At 72.4% G+C, this 16452-nt stretch carries 12 protein-coding genes; 11 read left to right on the forward strand and 1 reads right to left on the reverse strand.

Features of this window, described 5'->3' with window-relative positions:
- Positions 1-128 precede the first annotated feature (128 nt).
- The 6 genes from KV557_RS33480 to KV557_RS33505 all read left to right on the forward strand — a co-directional run bounded on the left by KV557_RS33480 (position 129) and on the right by KV557_RS33505 (position 6669).
- Positions 129-956 carry a response regulator transcription factor gene (locus tag KV557_RS33480; RefSeq protein WP_218205332.1) on the forward strand — a complete coding sequence of 276 codons (828 nt, stop codon included), beginning with the start codon at positions 129-131 and terminating at the stop codon, positions 954-956.
- 9 nt (positions 957-965) lie between these two features.
- The gene (locus KV557_RS33485; RefSeq protein ID WP_308130197.1) at positions 966-2537 is read left to right on the forward strand and encodes a sensor histidine kinase; all 1572 of its coding nucleotides are present in this window, start codon (positions 966-968) and stop codon (positions 2535-2537) included.
- A gap of 93 nt (positions 2538-2630) precedes the next feature.
- Positions 2631-3218 carry a Uma2 family endonuclease gene (locus KV557_RS33490; protein WP_218205333.1) on the forward strand — a complete coding sequence of 196 codons (588 nt, stop codon included), beginning with the start codon at positions 2631-2633 and terminating at the stop codon, positions 3216-3218.
- Positions 3219-3229: 11 nt separating this feature from the next.
- Positions 3230-4576, forward strand: a complete 1347-nt coding sequence (locus tag KV557_RS33495; protein WP_256178337.1) for an EF-hand domain-containing protein — start codon at positions 3230-3232, stop codon at positions 4574-4576.
- 205 nt (positions 4577-4781) lie between these two features.
- The gene (locus tag KV557_RS33500; protein WP_218205334.1) at positions 4782-5987 is read left to right on the forward strand and encodes an RNA-guided endonuclease InsQ/TnpB family protein; all 1206 of its coding nucleotides are present in this window, start codon (positions 4782-4784) and stop codon (positions 5985-5987) included.
- Positions 5988-6057: 70 nt separating this feature from the next.
- Positions 6058-6669, forward strand: a complete 612-nt coding sequence (locus KV557_RS33505) for a hypothetical protein (protein WP_308130198.1) — start codon at positions 6058-6060, stop codon at positions 6667-6669.
- Here the strand turns inward: KV557_RS33505 and KV557_RS33510 are convergent.
- On the reverse strand, positions 6659-7444 hold the full coding sequence (locus KV557_RS33510; RefSeq protein ID WP_218205336.1) for a nucleotidyltransferase domain-containing protein: 786 nt from the start codon (positions 7442-7444) through the stop codon (positions 6659-6661). The two genes, KV557_RS33505 and KV557_RS33510, sit on opposite strands and share 11 nt — an antisense overlap.
- Before the next feature lie 236 nt (positions 7445-7680).
- On the opposite strand from KV557_RS33510, the gene KV557_RS33515 reads away from it, so the two are divergent.
- The 5 genes from KV557_RS33515 to KV557_RS33535 all read left to right on the forward strand — a co-directional run bounded on the left by KV557_RS33515 (position 7681) and on the right by KV557_RS33535 (position 16302).
- Positions 7681-8064: a VOC family protein gene (locus KV557_RS33515; RefSeq protein WP_218205337.1), complete on the forward strand. Its 384-nt coding sequence runs from the start codon at positions 7681-7683 to the stop codon at positions 8062-8064.
- Positions 8065-8344: 280 nt separating this feature from the next.
- Positions 8345-9889 carry a cytochrome ubiquinol oxidase subunit I gene (locus tag KV557_RS33520; protein WP_218205338.1) on the forward strand — a complete coding sequence of 515 codons (1545 nt, stop codon included), beginning with the start codon at positions 8345-8347 and terminating at the stop codon, positions 9887-9889.
- A gap of 39 nt (positions 9890-9928) precedes the next feature.
- Positions 9929-10954, forward strand: a complete 1026-nt coding sequence (cydB, locus tag KV557_RS33525; RefSeq protein ID WP_218205339.1) for a cytochrome d ubiquinol oxidase subunit II — start codon at positions 9929-9931, stop codon at positions 10952-10954.
- Between the two features lie 4 nt (positions 10955-10958).
- On the forward strand, positions 10959-14483 hold the full coding sequence (cydD, locus tag KV557_RS33530; RefSeq protein WP_218205340.1) for a thiol reductant ABC exporter subunit CydD: 3525 nt from the start codon (positions 10959-10961) through the stop codon (positions 14481-14483).
- 10 nt (positions 14484-14493) lie between these two features.
- Positions 14494-16302, forward strand: a complete 1809-nt coding sequence (locus KV557_RS33535; RefSeq protein WP_218205341.1) for a sensor histidine kinase — start codon at positions 14494-14496, stop codon at positions 16300-16302.
- Positions 16303-16452: the final 150 nt, after the last annotated feature.

A 16452-nucleotide genomic window follows, 5' to 3' on the forward strand; every position in this document is an offset into this window, starting at 1 on the left:
GCCCGGAGCGGTCCCGCCGGTACGCACACCACCCAGCCCGCCCGCTGCTGGCCCGTCGCCCAAAAACCGACCGATAAGGTGTTAATCCAACATTCATCCATGCCGCATAGCCTCCGGGGGCTAGCCTCATGCTGAACGCCATCGTCCGACCGGGAGGCGAAACCCCCGTGCAAGGCACTGTGACCACACCAGGCGGCTCCGCGGTGGCCGGCGGCCCGGGCGAGGCCTTCCTCCTCGTCGTCGACGACGAGCCCAACATCCGCGAACTGCTCTCCGCCTCCCTGCGCTTCTCCGGCTTCCGGGTCGCCTCCGCCGCGTCCGGCACCGAGGCCCTCCACCTCATCGCCGCCGAACGCCCCGACCTCGTCGTCCTCGACGTGATGCTCCCCGACCTCGACGGTTTCACCGTCGTCGAGAAGCTGCGCGAGCAGACCAGCCGCGGCCGGATCGCCGGCCCCGCGCACGGCCACCCCGGCGACCACCTCCCGGTGCTGTTCCTCACCGCCAAGGACGGCGTCGGCGACAAGGTTCAGGGCCTCGCGGCCGGCGCCGACGACTACGTCACCAAGCCGTTCAGCCTCGAAGAGCTGATCGCCCGGATCCGCGCCATCCTGCGCCGGGCCGGCGGCCCCGCCGAGGACGGCCGGCTCGTCGTCGCCGACCTCAGCCTCGACCCGATCGCCCACGAGGTCACCCGCGGCGGCATCCCGGTCTCGCTCTCCCCGACCGAGTTCAAGCTGCTGCACTACCTGATGGCCAACGTCGGCCGGGTCGTCTCCAAGACGCAGATCCTCGACCACGTCTGGGCCTACGACTTCGGCGGCGACCTCTCCATCGTCGAGTCCTACATCTCCTACGTGCGCCGCAAGCTCGACTCCGGCCCGGCCCACGGCCCCAAGCTGATCCACACCGTGCGCGGCATCGGCTACGCGCTGCGCCGGCCCCCGCAGAGCTGACCCGCACTCGTGCTCACGCGCTTCACCTCCCGGCTGTCGCTGCGCGTCCGGCTGCTCGTACTCGCGCTCGCCCTGGTCACCACCGGGCTCGCGGTCAGCGACACCATCGTGCTCGGCACCGTCCGGGTCCAACTGGTCGAGCAGATCGACGAACAGCTCCAGCGCTACGGGCTGCCGATGTCGCACCGGCCCCCCGCCCGGCTCAGCCCGCCGGACGCCGGGGGGCGGCCCGTCGTCGCCGGCCGGCGCGGGCAGTCGTCCATGCTGCCCAGCCAGTACCTGGTGCAGTACCTCTCCTCCGACGGCAAGGTCCAGGCCGTCATGCGCCAGCCCGTCTCCGACAGCGACCCGGCGCCCCAACTCGCCGGCCTCGACCCGGCCGCCACCGCCCCCGACGTCCCCTTCGACCTGCCCGACCAGCGTGGGCAACGCACCTGGCGGGTGCTCGTCCTGCCGCTCCAGCCGGCGAGGACGCCCGCAGCCGGCACGGGCACGGGCACCGGCACGGGCACGGGCACGGGCACCGGCACCGGCACCGGCACCAGCGCCTACGCCTCGCCGCTCGCCACGCCGGCCTACGTGATGGTGGCCGTCTCCCGCGAGGACATCGACGCGACCATCGGCAAACTCCGCACCTCCTTCCTGGCCATCGGCGGCGCGGTGCTCGTCCTGATCGCCGCCCTCGGCTTCTTCGCCGTCCGGACCGGACTGCGCCCGCTGCGCCGGATCGAGGCCGGCGCCGCCCGGATCGCCGCCGGCGAACTCTCCCACCGGATGCCCGGACTCTCCCCGCGCACCGAGGTCGGACGGCTGTCCATCGCGCTCAACGGCATGCTCACCCAGATCGAGGCCGCCTTCGCCGCCCGCGCCGAGTCCGAGGCCCGGATGCGGCGGTTCGTCGCCGACGCCTCGCACGAACTGCGCACCCCGCTGGCCGGCATCCGCGGCTTCACCGAGCTGTACCGGATGGGCGCGCTGCCCACCGACGAGGACGTCCGCCGGACCATGGCCCGGATCGAGAGCGAGGCCGTCCGGATGGGCGCCCTGGTCGAGGACCTGCTGGTGCTCGCCCGGCTCGACGAGGAACGCCCGCTCGACCTCGCCCCGATGGACCTGCGCACCCTCGCCGCCGACGCGCTGCACGACCTCACCGCCCTCGACCCCACCCGCCCGGTCGCGCTCACCGGCCCGGCCGGCACCGGCGCCCCCGGCGCGGCCCCCGTCCTCGGCGACGAGGCGCGGCTCCGCCAGGTGGTCACCAACCTGGTCGGCAACGCCGTCAAGCACACCCCGCCCGGCACCGCGGTCCGGATCGGGGTCGGCGGCGGCCCCGACGGCGTCTGCCTGCTGGAGGTCGCCGACGCCGGGCCCGGCCTCACCGAGGAGCAGGCCCTGCAGGTCTTCGACCGCTTCTACCGGGTCGATGCCTCCCGCAGCCGCCACGACGGCGGCGGCGCCGGCCTCGGCCTCGCCATCGCCACCGCCCTCACCCGCGCGCACGGCGGGACCCTCACCCTGGACACCGCCCCGGGCGCCGGCGCCACCTTCCGCGTCGAACTGCCCATGACCTCGGCCTCCTGACCTCGATCGGGTGAATGCGAGCCGATCACCCGATCGTCGGCCGTCAGCTGTGCAACGGTTCGGGCGATGAACCCCGAGGCCGAGGAGAGCGTGATGAGCCCTGAGGAACGGCTCTGGGAAGCCTGGAAGCACATCAAGGTCCCGGAATACGCCAGGGTGGAGATCGATGACGACGGCATCACGCTGACGGTCATCGGCGGAGCCCGTCACGCGGCGGTCGGCCGTAGCCTGGCGAACGCGCTGCGCGATCACCTGCGCGACACGGGCTGGGGGCCCGGACACGGCCACGCGGTCATCAGCGGCCGCAAGGCCGTGCAGCCGGATCTCCTCGTGCTGCCCGATGACGTGGAGCAGATCGCGGACCCGGAAGGGCTCGGAGTCCTCGCTTCCGGCGTCGCCCTGGTGGTCGAGATCGTCTGGCCGAGCGCCGAAGGCCGCAACCGGGACCACGTCATCAAGCACCGCGCCTACGCCACCGCCGGCATCCCGGTGTACGTGATCGTCGACGACGACGACCACGGTGGCGCGGTGACCATCCTCACCGACCCGGACACCGAACGCCGGGCCTACAACCGCTCGGCCCGGATCCCGTACGGCGAGGAGGCCCTGATCCCGGAGGGCCCGGCCAAGGGGTTCGTGATCGGCCCCGAGATCACCGGCGAGCGCCGGACACAGAGCTGAAAGGCGAACAATTGGTTTCGTTCCGGCAGGACTTGGCCGAGTGGCGGGTGGCTCTGGTCGCGTGGCGGTTGCTGGTGTTGCAGGGGGCGCATCCGGTGGTGGCGGCGGGGATGGCCGAGCACTCGACGTATCACGCGCATCCGTGGCGGCGGGTGGAGCACACCCTGGGGAGCGGGCGGCGGCTGTTCCAGCAGGACGCGGACACGCTGCGGCGGGAGATCGCCCGGCTGGAGCGGGCGCACAAGCGGATCCGGGGGACGGACGCGGAAGGCCGCGCGTACGACGCGAAGGATCCGGCGACCAGGGCGTGGGTGCTGCTGACGCTGTTCGAAGCCGTCGTCGCCATGCGGCAGTTGGGCGGTGACCCGTACCGGGGCGCTCAACTGGAGGAGGCCTACGCGGAGTTCACCGACGCGATCGCCGCATTCGACCTTGACGGCGAACTCCCGCCCACCGCCGCCGACTTGCCCGGCTACTTCGCCCGAGTGGCGCGCGAGCAGCTGGAGTTCAGTGAGCCGGTGCGCTACCTGCTGTACGACATCCTGCACGAGGCGCCCCGGCCGCGTCGGCTGTGGTTCCTCGGGGACGCGGGGTGGCGCGGGGTGCGGGCGGTGGTCGCCCGGGTGGTGACCGCGCTGACGGTCGCCGACCTGCCGCCCGTCGTCCGGGAGCGCTTCGGGCTGGTCCGCACCCGCCGGGCCGCGCTCCTCTCCGTGCTGCTGCACCGCGGCGTCGGCGCCGTCCTGCGCAGCCTGCCGGACCACCTGCGCTACCGCTCCCCGGAGCAGCGGCCCCCGTCCCGGTGGCGCCCGACGCAGCGGGACACCCGCCGGCCCCGACTGGACCAGTTCTTCCGCGAGGTGCTCGACCAGACCGGCGACGGCTACCTCACGGTGCACGACCTGCGGGCGATGGCCCACAACGTGTGCTGGCAGCTCGAGCTCGACGAGGCCGCCGAGGCCCGGGTCCACGCGGCGTTCGAGGGCTGGTGGGAGCAGCTGCGCGCGAGCATGGACGCCAACGGCGACGGCCAGGTGAGCCGCGAGGAGTTCGTGGCCGCCACCATCGCCGGCTGCGACCGTGACCCCGCCTACCTGGAGGGCGGCCTGCTGCCCGCCCTGCGCGCCGTCTTCGCCGCCGCCGACACCGACGGCAACGGCCACCTGGACGCCGACGAGTACCGCGCGGTCTTCGGCGGCCCCCGGGTGCACCCGGCCGAAATCTCGCACGGCTTCCGCCAGTTGGACACCGACGGGGACGGCCGGATCACCCTGGACGAGTTCCTGCAGGGCTTCACCGCCTTCTTCACCGCCCGCGCCGCCTCCACCGCCGGCACCCAGCTGCTCGGCCGCCCGTAGGACCACGCTCCCCACCCGTAGGATCAGCCCCCATCCCCTGATCTTGCGCGGGAATCCCGGCCTTCAGGCCGGGCGGGAAGCGCATCCTTGGCACGGAGGCGCGCAGCGCCGTAGGTCTCTGCGTCTCTGGGGTGACCGTGCATATTGTCTGTGGTGTGTGGCATGTTGATTACACGTCAGCCCGATGGAGAGGGGGGTGGGTCGGATGATCCGTGCGTACAAGTTCCTCATGCGGCCCACCGTGGGCCAGGCCCAAGCCCTCGGCGAGATGCTGAGGGATCACTGCTCCCTCTATAACGGGGCATTGCAGGAACGCCGCGACGCCTACCGGCACCCGTCGAAGACGAGCGTCAAGTACGGACAGCAGTCCGCGCAGCTCAAGGACATTCGGGCGTTCGACCCGGAGCGTCAGGGCCGCTGGTCGTTCTCCTCCCAGCAGGCCACCTTGCGCCGTCTGGACAAGGCGTTCGCCGCGTTCTTCCGCCGCGTCAAGTCCGGTGACATGCCCGGCTACCCCCGGTTCCGGGGCGTGAACTGGTTTGACACGGTGGAGTTCCCGGCTGACGGGGACGGCTGCCGGTGGGACTCCACCCCGCACGATCCGCAGACGCGGGTGCGGTTCCAGGGTGTCGGCCACGTCAAGGTCAACCAGCACCGGCCGGTGGCCGGCAAGATCAAGACCGTCAGCGTCAAGCGCGAGGGCAAGCGCTGGTATGTGGTGCTGACCGCCGAGCAGGCACAGCCTGAGCCGCTGCCTGCGACCGGCAGCGTTGTCGGCATCGACCTGGGCATAGCGAACTTCCTCGCCGACTCCAACGGCGAGTTCGTCCCCAATCCCCGCCACGGGCGCAAGGCTGCCGCGAAGCTCGAAGCCGCGCAGCAGGCCCTCAGCCGGTGCAAGCGCCGCGGCAACCGGCGACGCAAGGCTGTGGCCAAGGTCGCCGGTCTGCACCGCAAGGTGCGTCGTCAGCGGCTCGACCACGCCCACAAGACCGCACTGGACTTGGTCCGGGCGCATGACTTCATCGCGCACGAAGACCTCAAGATCCGCAATATGAGCAAGGCCCCCGCGCCGAAGCCCGATCCCGAGATGCCGGGCGTTTTCCTGCCCAATGGTGCGGCGGCCAAAGCCGGGCTGAACAAGTCGATCAATGATGCCGGTTGGGGGGTGTTCCTGACGATCCTGCACGCCAAGGCTGAGAGCGCCGGACGGGAAGTGATCGCCGTGGACCCCCGCAACACCTCCCGCACCTGCCCGCGCCCCGAGTGCGGGCACACCGCGAAGGAGAACCGGCCCACACAGGAGAGGTTCCACTGTCAGTCCTGCGGCCACACGGCGCACGCTGACACCGTGGGCGCACTCAACGTTCTACGGGCCGGGCTGGTCCGTCGCGAAGCCCAACCGGCATAGCGAGAAGCCCCGGCGTTCACGCCGGGGAGGAGTCACGGGGGAGAGCTTCCGGGCGGGGGACGTGCTGCGGGTGTCCTGTCCGTTCACCGAGGCGCGGGTCGCGGGGTTCGGGCGCGGGCACGAGTGGAACGGCCAGGTGGCCCTGCCGGTCGACCAGGACGGGGACGGCGGGCTGTTCCGGACCGACCCGGCGCCCGCGCAGCTGCGCCCCGGCGACCCCTGCCGGGTGGGGATCCCGCCGACCGTCGTCCACGTGATCGACGTCGAGCACTACGACCCACCGAGGGAGACCGGCCGGCTGCCCCGGCCGCGGCTGGAGGTGGTGGTGCTCCCCTACGGGGAGTCGCACGACCCCGCGCGGGAGCACCAGGGCGAGGGCCTGAACCCCGGTGACGGCATCCCCGTCCGCTACGAGCTGCTGTTCCGCCCGTACGCCTGCCTGTCGGCGGGGGACGAGGTGGCCGACGCGGCGGGCCGGGCCTGGCGGTTCGACGGTCCGTGGAGCTGGCACCCGTTCGACGGGGTGGCGGACGGGCTCCCGCGCTGGCCGCTGACGCTGCTCACCCGGGGCGGCCGCGAACCCGCCCCGCCGGAGGCGGCGGAGGTGGCCCAGGTGACGGCGGCGGGCGGCCACGACGATGAACTCGCCCGCTGGTCGAAGGCGTTCGGCGCTACGCCCTGAGCGCCGCAAGGGTGTCGGTGACCAGTGTGCGGGCTTCGGTGATCGTCGCCGTCAGGGCCTCCGGAGTGGTGCCGACGGCGGCCAGAAGCCCAGACGCGCGGGCGGCGAACCAGGGCGGGGTGGCGGCGAGGGCGCCCTTCTCGTTGAGGCACCAGCGGCGGGCGTCGGCGTGCAGGGCTTGGACCAGGATGCCGATGGCGCGCGAGAGGCAGAGCGAGACGTGGAGGACGTCGGCCCGTGCGGCGCCCTTGGCGGCTCCGGTGACCAGGAACTCGGCCTCCCAGACGCTCCCCAGGAGAGCCGTCCGGAGAGGCTCGGGGTACGTCCCCATCTCCGCCTGCAGGGCGGCCAGTTCGCCGGTGGGGTCGGCGAGCAGCCGGCCGAGCGCCAACTCCCCCGCGTAGCAAGGCGACCAGAACCCGAGCGGATGTCCGGCCTGGACGCCCACCTCGTAGCGGCCCTCGCGGCAGTCGGCCCAGACACGTTCGACGCGGTCGAGGTCGCGCAGGATCCAGTCGACGGCGTCGCCGTCCACGGTGAGCCAGGCGCCGCCGTTGACCCACGGCCCCCAGCCGCCGGGGCCGGCCACCTCGACGTCCGGCCCGGCGAGGGCGCGCAGGGCGGCGAGGTCGAGCTCGCCGCGGTAGTAGACGCCGAGGTCCCAGTCGGATCCGGGCCGGTGCTCGCCGCGCGCCCGGCTGCCGCCGAGGGCCACCCCGACGACGCCCGGTACCCGGGCAAGCTGTTCGGCCATTCTCGTGATGATCCCCTGCATGCGGGCGAGTCTGGCACGGACGGTCATCGGCCCGCCCGGAATTCCGGCCGCCGTACAGTCGAACCGGCGCTGCTGCCAGGCCCGTTGGCGGCCCGCGAGGCGCTGCCGGAGGAGATCTATGCGGTGGTGCCCGGGCGGATCTCGGCCTAGGATCACAGGTACGGCATCGCGTGTCGGTCACCGGCTGGGTGAGGCATGGAGGTAGCCCGTGAGTGCCTTACGGAGGCATTCCGCACATGGCAGTTCAGTTCGATCACACCATCGTTTCCGCCCGGGACAACCGGGAGTCCGCCGAGTTCCTGGCGAAGATCCTCGGGCTTGAGGTCGGCACCCCGTGGGGGCCGTTCGTCCCGGTGGCCACCGACAACGGGGTCACCCTCGACTTCGTGAGCGCTCCGCCGGAGTCGATCGTCCCGCAGCACTACGCGTTCCTGATCTCGGACGAGGAGTTCGACACGGCCTTCGCCCGGATCGAGGCGGACGGCATCCAGTACTTCGCCGATCCGCGGATGGAACACCCGGGGGAGATCAACCACCACCACGGCGGCCGGGGGCTGTACTTCCTCGACCCGGCCGGGCACGGCATGGAGATCATCACCCGCCCGTACGGGAGTCGCTGAGCAGTCCTGTACGGGAGTCGCCGAGCAGTAGCGTGACCGATGCCCCGCACCGGCGGTGTGGGGCATCGCCGTGTCAAGCGCCGGTTCGTCCAACACCGTGCCGCCGGCAAACCTACCCCGCTTGTGGATCACCTGTAAGGATGATGGATACTGCTCCTTGTGAACGTGTTCACGTTCACAAGCGGGCAAGCTTGCGTGGGTAGGCAGCGGTCTACGGCCATAGATGAAGTTAGTCCGGAATGTGCCCTGAAAGAGGGCCGGTTGGAGAGAGGGCGACGACGTGGAACTGGCAATCGCTCACGAAACCATCGCGCGATGGCAATTCGGCATCACGACCGTCTACCACTTCCTCTTCGTCCCGCTCACCATCAGTCTGGCCGCCGTCGTGGCCGGGCTGGAGACCGCCTGGGTGCGGACGAACAAGGAGAAGTACTTCCACGCCACCAAGTTCTGGGGGAAGCTTTTCCTGATCAACATCGCGATGGGCGTGGTCACGGGAATCGTCCAGGAATTCCAGTTCGGCATGAACTGGTCGGACTACTCCCGGTTCGTCGGTGACGTATTCGGTGCCCCGCTCGCGATGGAGGCGCTGATCGCCTTCTTCTTCGAGTCCACCTTCATCGGTCTGTGGATCTTCGGCTGGGACAAGCTGCCGAAGAAGCTGCACTGCGCCTGCATCTGGATGGTCGCGCTGGGCACGGTGCTCTCCGCCTACTTCATCCTGGCCGCCAACTCCTGGATGCAGCACCCGGTCGGCTACGCGATCGACCCGGCCACCGGGAAGGCGCAGCTCACCGACATCACCAAGGTGCTGTTCCAGAACACCACCCTCACCGTCGTGGCGCACACCCTGACCGCCGCCTTCCTCACCGGCGCCGCCTTCATGGTCGGCATCGCCTCCTTCCACCTCTGGAAGACCAAGCGCAGGCCGGAGACCGCCGACCCCAGGAAGACCGCCGTGATGCGCACCTCGCTGCGGCTCGGCCTGGTGCTCGCCGTGGTCTTCGGCCTAGGCACCGCGCTCAGCGGCGACTCGCTCGCCAAGGTCATGTTCCAGCAGCAGCCGATGAAGATGGCCGCCGCCGAGGCCCTGTGGGACACCCAGTCGCCGGCGCCGTTCTCGATCTTCGCGGTCGGTGACGTCAGCAAGGGCCACAACTCGGTGGAGCTGGAGGTCCCGGGGATACTCTCCTTCCTTGCCAACAGCGACTTCAGCTCCTCCGTCCCCGGCATCAACGACACCGCCAAGGCCGAGGCCGCCAAGTACGGCGGCGACCCGAAGAGCTACATCCCGAGCATCTTCGTCACCTACTGGGGATTCCGCCTCATGATCGGCTTCGGGATGACGTCCTTCGTGGCCGGCCTGATCGGCCTCTGGACCACGCGGAAGAAGAGGTTCCTGCACCCCGAGTTCCGCACCGGCGAGACCGAGGTGCCCCGGCTGATGCTCACCCCTAGGCGCGAGCTCGGCCCGTTCCTCACCAAGTGGAGCTGGCGGATCGGCATCCTGACCATGGGATTCCCGCTGATCGCCAACAGCTTCGGCTGGGTGTTCACCGAGATGGGCCGCCAGCCCTGGGCCGTCTTCGGCCTGATGACCACGGCCAGTGCGGTCTCCCCCAACGTGGGCGTCGGCACCCAGATCGGCGCGCTCGCCACCTTCACCGCGCTGTACGCGGTCCTCGCCGTGATCGAGGTCCGGCTGCTGGTCAAGTACGCCAAGGCCGGCCCGGTGGTGACCGAGCAGCCCCCCGCCGAGGACCCGTCCCTGCGGGGACCGTCCGCGGACGGCGACGCCGACAAGCCGCTCGCCTTCGCCTACTGAGGACCAACGAGGACCAACGAGGACCACTGAGGATCTGACATGCAACTCCACGACGTCTGGTTCGTCCTGATCGCGGTCCTGTGGATCGGCTACTTCTTCCTGGAGGGCTTCGACTTCGGGATCGGCATCCTCACCAAGCCGCTCGCCCGCGACACCGCCGAGCGGCGGGTGCTGATCAACACCATCGGCCCGGTCTGGGACGGTAACGAGGTCTGGCTGCTGACCGCCGGTGGCGCCACCTTCGCGGCCTTCCCCGACTGGTACGCCACCCTGTTCAGCGGCTTCTACATCCCGCTGCTGATCATCCTGGTCTGCCTGATCGTGCGCGGCGTCGCCTTCGAGTACCGGGCCAAGCGGTCCGACGCGCGCTGGCAGCGGAACTGGGAGGAGGCCATCTTCTGGACCTCGCTGGTCCCGGCCTTCCTGTGGGGCGTGGCCTTCGCCAACATCGTGCGCGGCGTCGACATCGACGCGCACAAGAACTACGTCGGCACCTTCTGGGACCTGCTCAACCCGTACGCCCTCCTCGGCGGCCTGGTGACGCTCAGCCTGTTCACCTTCCACGGCGCGGTGTTCGCCGCGCTCAAGACGGTCGGCGGGATCCGCGACCGGGCGCGGACGACGGCCCTGCGGGTCGGCGCGGTCACCGCCGTGCTGGCGCTGGTCTTCCTGATCTGGACCCAGGGTCACAGCGGCAACGGCCGGAGCCTGGCCGCGCTGGTGGTCGCCGTCCTGGCCCTGGCCGGCGCGATGGCGGCGACCCGACTCGGCCGCGAGGGCTGGGCGTTCGTCCTCTCCGGGGCGACCGTCGTGGCCGCGGTCGCGATGCTCTTCCTGGCGCTCTTCCCGAACGTCATGCCGTCCACCCTGAACGACGGCTGGAGCCTGACCGTCGGCAACGCGGCGTCCTCGCCGTACACGCTGAAGCTGATGACCATCGTGGCCGCGGTGTTCACCCCGCTCGTGCTGCTCTACCAGGGCTGGACGTACTGGGTGTTCCGCAAGCGCATCGGCGTCCAGCACATCCCCGGGCACAACCCGGCCGGCGCGCTCGACCAGGCCTGACGCCGTGAAGCCGGTCGACCCCCGACTCCTCGGGTACGCCCGCACCACCCGTGCCTTCCTCGCCGGATCCGTGCTCCTCGGCGGGGCGGGCGCGGCCCTGGTGGTCGCCCAGGCGAGCCTGATCGCCGAGATCGTCGTCCGCGGCTTCCAGCGGCAGGCGACCCTCGGCGAGCTCACCACCCCGCTGGTGCTGCTCGCCCTGACGGCCGTCGGGCGCGGGCTGGTCGGCTGGCTCACCGAACTCACCGCGCACCGGTCCGTCGCCCGGGTGAAGTCCACCCTGCGGCGCCGGCTGCTCGACCACGCCACCGCGCTCGGCCCGTCCTACCTGGCGGGCCGGCGCACCGGCGAACTCACCACCCTCGCCACCCGCGGCATCGACGCGCTCGACGACTACTTCGCCCGCTACCTGCCGCAGTTGGCGCTCGCCGTGGCCGTCCCGGCGATCGTGCTGCTGCGGATCGCCGGCGCCGACCTCACCTCGGCCGCGATCATCGCCGGGACGCTGCCGCTGATCCCGCTGTTCATGGTGCTGATCGGGATGGCCACCCAGTCCCGGATGGACCGGCAGTGGGACACCCTCGCCCGGCTCTCGCACCACTTCCTCGACGTGGTGGCCGGCCTGCCCACCCTCAAGGTGTTCAACCGGGCCCGGGCGCAGGCCGCCACCATCGCCCGGATCACCGCCGACTACCGCCGGGCCACCCTGCGCACCCTGCGGATCGCGTTCATCTCCTCGTTCGCGCTGGAACTGCTCTCCACCCTGTCGGTCGCGCTGGTCGCGGTCTCCATCGGCTTCCGGCTGGTGGACGGCTCGCTCGGCCTGGAGACCGGGTTGCTGATCCTGATCCTCGCCCCCGAGGTGTACTTCCCGATCCGCCAGGTCGGAGCGCTCTACCACTCCAGCGTGGAGGGGCTGACGGCCGCGGACGAGATCTTCCGGGTGCTGGAGACCCCGCTGCCCGCCGCCGGTACGGTGCCCGCGCCCGCGCTCGCCGGGGCGGCCGTCGCTCTTTCCGACGTCGTCGTCCGGCACCCCGGCCGGACCGAGCCCGCGCTGGACGGCGCCGCGCTGACGCTGCGTCCGGGCGCCACCGTCGCCCTCACCGGCCCGAGCGGGGCCGGCAAGTCCACCCTGCTCGCCGTCCTCCTCGGCCTCACCGCGCCGGACGCCGGCACCGTCCGGATCACCGCCGCCGACGGTCGGACGTACGACCTGGCCGAGCTGGACCCGCAGACCTGGCGACGGCAGATCGCCTGGGTGCCGCAGCACCCGCACCTGTTCGCCGGGACGGTCGCGGAGAACCTGCGGCTCTACCGGCCGGAGGCCACCGACGAGGAGCTGTGGACGGCGCTGCGGTCCGCACACGCCGCGGATTTCGTGACACGGCTCGACGCCGTCTTGGGGGAGGACGGCGCCGGGCTCTCCGCCGGGCAGCGGCAGCGGCTCGCGCTCGCCCGGGTGCTGCTCGCCGCCGACCGTCCGCTGGTGCTGCTCGACGAGCCGACCGCCCACCTGGACGGCGCCTCCGAGGCGGCCGTCGTCGACGCCGTCCGGGCGCTGGCCGAGGACCCGGCGCGCACCGTGCTGGTCGTCGCGCACCGGCCCGCGCTGCTGGCCGTCGCGGACGAGCGGGTCCGGCTGGCGGGGGCATCCGTTCCGGTCCTCGCTGCGAACGAGCCCTTGGCGCACAGCGGGCGTCCGGTGGCCGTCACGCCTGTGGAGGACGAGCCCGCCGCCGGCGCCACCACGCCCCGGCTGGCGCTGTCGATCCTGCTCGGCGCACTCGCCCTCGGCTGCGCCGTCGCGCTGATGGCCACCTCCGGCTACCTCATCTCGTACGCCTCCGAGATGCCGCCGGTGCTCTACCTGATGATGGCCGTCACCTCCGTCCGGGCGTTCGGCATCGGCCGCAGCGTCTTCCGGTACGCCGAGCGGCTGGTCTCGCACGACGCCGTGCTGCGCACCCTCGGCACCCTGCGCGCCGCCGTCCACCGGCGGCTCACCGAGCTCGCCCCGGCCGGGCTGCCCGCCTTCCGGCGCGGCGACCTGCTCTCCCGGCTGGTCGCCGACGTCGACGCGATCCAGGACCACTACCTGCGCTGGCGGCTGCCCGCCGCCGTCGCCGGCGTGGTGTCGCTCGCCGCGGCCGCCGCGATGGGCGCCTTCCTGCCCGCCGCGGGCGTGGTCCTCGGCCTCGGGCTGCTGCTCGCGGGCGCGCTGGTGCCTGCGCTGGCCGCCCGCTGGTCGGCCGGCGCCGAACGGCGGCAGGCCCCGGCGCGCGGGCGGCTCTCCACCTCCGTCGTCGACGCCTTCACCGGCACCGCCGAACTCACCGTGGCCGGCGCCCTGCCCGGCCGGCTGGCCGCCGTCCGCACCGCCGACGCCGCCCTGACCCGGCTCGCCGCCCGCTCGGCCGCCACCACCGCGCTCGGCACCGGGCTGATCGCGCTGCTCACCGGGCTGACCGTGACCGCCGCCGCGGCCGTCGGCCTCCGGGGCATACACGGCGGCGCGCTGGCGCCGGTCTGCCTGGCCGTGGTCGTGCTCACCCCGCTGGCCGCGTTCGAGGCCGTCACCGGGATGCCGCTCGCCGTCCAGGCCCGCCTGCGCAGCCGGGCCGCGCAGGCGCGGCTGGACGAGGTGCTGTCGGCCGAGCCCCTGGTCGTCGAGCCCGCGGATCCGGTGGCGCTGCCCGACCAGCCGCTGCCGATCGCGGTGCGCGGGCTGGTCGTCCGGCACCCCGGCCAGGCGGTGGACGCGCTCGCCGGGGTCGACCTCGACCTCACCCCCGGGCGCCGGATCGCCGTCGTCGGCCCGTCCGGCTCCGGCAAGACCACGCTCGCCCAGGCGCTGCTGCGCTTCCTGGAGCCGAGCGCGGGCAGCGTCAGCCTCGCCGCCGATTGTCCACAGGCTGTGGACAGTCGTGCGCTCGCCGGGGACGACGTCCGCCGGGTGATCGGCCTCTGCGCGCAGGACGCCCACGTCTTCGACAGCTCGCTCCGGGAGAACCTGCGCCTCGCCCGGCCGAGCGCGAGCGAGGACGAGCTGCGCGCGGCCCTCGCCGCCGCCCGGCTGCTCGACTGGACGGACGGCCTGCCGGCCGGCCTGGACACCATGGTCGGCGAGCACGGCGCCCGCCTCTCCGGCGGCCAGCGGCAGCGGCTCGCCCTCGCCCGGGCGCTGCTCGCCGACTTCCCGGTACTCGTCCTCGACGAGCCCGCCGAACACCTCGACCTGCCCACCGCCGACGCGCTCACCGCCGACCTGCTCGCCGCCACCGAGGGCCGCACCACCGTCCTGATCACCCACCGGCTGGCCGGGCTGGATGACGGGACGGTCGACGAGGTCCTCGTCCTGGACGGCGGCCGGGTCGTCGAGCGGGGCCGCTGGTCGGAGCTGCTCGCGGACGAGGACGGGCGGCTGCCCGCGATGTGGCGGCGGGAGCGGGAGGCGGACGGGCTGCTGGAGCCGATGGGGACGGCTCGCCAGTCGCGTCACCCTTCGGCTGAAAACCGTACAAACTAGGCTCTTCTTCATGGACCCCACGCCGGACCTCGCCGCCGCCACCCCCGAGCCGACACCTCACCGGGTGCCCGAGATCGCCTCGCTCGGCCTGGACACCCTGGTGACCGAGGTCGCGGAACGCCTGCAGTCGGCCGCCGCCGTCACCGACCGGATGCAACGGCTGCTGGAGGCCGTCGTCTCCATCGGCGCCGGACTGGACCTGCACGCCACCCTGCACCGGATCGCCACCGGCGCCGCCGAACTCGTCGACGCCCGGTACGCGGCCCTCGGCGTGATCGCTCCCGGCGGGCACGGCCTGGCCGACTTCATCCACGTCGGCATCGACGACGAGACCGCCGCCGAGATCGGCGAACTCCCCACCGGGCGCGGCATCCTCGGGGCCCTCATCGACCGCCCCGAACCGCTGCGCCTCGCCGACCTCGGCACCGACCCGCGCTCCTCCGGGTTCCCGCCGCACCACCCGCAGATGAAGACCTTCCTCGGCGAGCCGATCCGGGTCCGCGACGAGGTGTTCGGCAACCTCTATCTGACGGAGAAGAAGGGCGGCGGCGCCTTCACCCCCGAGGACGAGCAGGTGGTGCACGCGCTCGCCGCCGCCGCCGGCGTCGCCATCGAGAACTCCCGTCTGTACGAGGAGGGCCGGCGCCGCGAACGCTGGATCGCGGGCGCCGCCGCCGTCACCACCGCACTGCTCTCCACCGACCAGGCCGAGGTCGCGCTGACCATCGCGGCCGAGCAGGTACGGGAGTTGGCGGACGCGTCGCTCGGCATGATCCTGCTGCCGACCGCCGCGGACGGGGACGACTTCGGCCAGATGCGGGTGGCCCACGCGTCGGGGCAGGCCGCCGAGTTCGTCCGGGGCGAGCTGCTGCCCAAGGACAGCTTCGCCGCCCGGCTGCTGGCGGGCGAGAGCGTCTACCTCGACGACATGTCCAGCGACCCGACCGTGGTGATCCGGCTCGCCCGCAGCTTCGGCCCGTCCATGGCCGTCCCGATGGTCGCCGCCGGCCGGGTGCTCGGCGGGCTCTGCGTCTGGCGCCCGCGCGGCGCCCTGCCGTTCACCGACACCGAGAAGCAGCTCGCCGAGACCTTCGCCTCGCAGGCCGCCCTCGCCCTGCGGCTCGCCGAGGGCCAGCGCGACCAGCAGCGGCTGGCCGTCTTCCAGGACCGCGACCGGATCGCCCGCGACCTGCACGACCTGGTGATCCAGCGGCTGTTCGCCACCGGGATGATGCTGGAGAGCGCCGCCCGCCGGTCCGTCGTCCCCGAGGTGAAGGTCGGCATCGGCAGGGCCGTCGACGAACTGGACGCCACCATCCAGGAAGTCCGCACCACCATCTACGCGCTCCAGCACGACAACCACGGCGACGCCCCCGACACCCTGCGCACCCGCGTGCTCCGCGAGGCCAGCCAGGCCGCGGCGGCGCTCGGCTTCAAGCCCTCGGTGAGCTTCGTCGGGCCGGTGGAGAGCCTGGTCGGCGAGAAGACCGGCCGCCAACTCCTCGCCGCCCTGCGGGAGATGCTGTCCAACACGGCCCGGCACGCCCGCGCCTCCCGGGTCGGCGTCGAGATCGACGCCACCGTCCACCTGGACGACGCGGGCCACCCCGTGAGCGGTGATCCGGAGTCGTTGGACCGCGGCGGACGGCCGGGCGTGCTGCTCACCGTCACCGACGACGGCGTCGGCATCCCCGAGGGCGGCCGGCGCAGCGGACTGCGCAACCTGACCCGCCGCGCCGAGGCCCTCGGCGGCGACGCGTGGCACGAGGCCGGTCCGTACGGGAAGGGCACCATGGTGCGGTGGACCGCGCGGCTCTGATGAGGGGTCCGATGAGGACTCTGCCGAGGACTCCGGGGAGGGTTCGGGGAAGGGCCGTGGACGGGCGGTGAAAGCTGAACGGGAGAGAACTTCCCGACCAACACGGCAAGTTGTGTACTCACGCCCCTTCCGGCGTGTCCGTGTGCACAC

This window comes from Kitasatospora aureofaciens (assembly GCF_019192735.1).
In the GTDB taxonomy this organism is placed as follows: Bacteria; Actinomycetota; Actinomycetes; order Streptomycetales; family Streptomycetaceae; genus Kitasatospora; species Kitasatospora aureofaciens_A.

Coding starts and splice junctions, on each gene's coding strand:
- KV557_RS33480 (WP_218205332.1), top strand. CDS start 129: ATGCTGAACGCCATCGTCCGACCGGGAGGCGAAACCCCCGTGCAAGGC.
- KV557_RS33490 (WP_218205333.1), top strand. CDS start 2,631: ATGAGCCCTGAGGAACGGCTCTGGGAAGCCTGGAAGCACATCAAGGTC.
- KV557_RS33500 (WP_218205334.1), top strand. CDS start 4,782: ATGATCCGTGCGTACAAGTTCCTCATGCGGCCCACCGTGGGCCAGGCC.
- KV557_RS33510 (WP_218205336.1), bottom strand. CDS start 7,444: ATGCAGGGGATCATCACGAGAATGGCCGAACAGCTTGCCCGGGTACCG.
- KV557_RS33515 (WP_218205337.1), top strand. CDS start 7,681: ATGGCAGTTCAGTTCGATCACACCATCGTTTCCGCCCGGGACAACCGG.
- cydB (WP_218205339.1), top strand. CDS start 9,929: ATGCAACTCCACGACGTCTGGTTCGTCCTGATCGCGGTCCTGTGGATC.
- KV557_RS33535 (WP_218205341.1), top strand. CDS start 14,494: ATGGACCCCACGCCGGACCTCGCCGCCGCCACCCCCGAGCCGACACCT.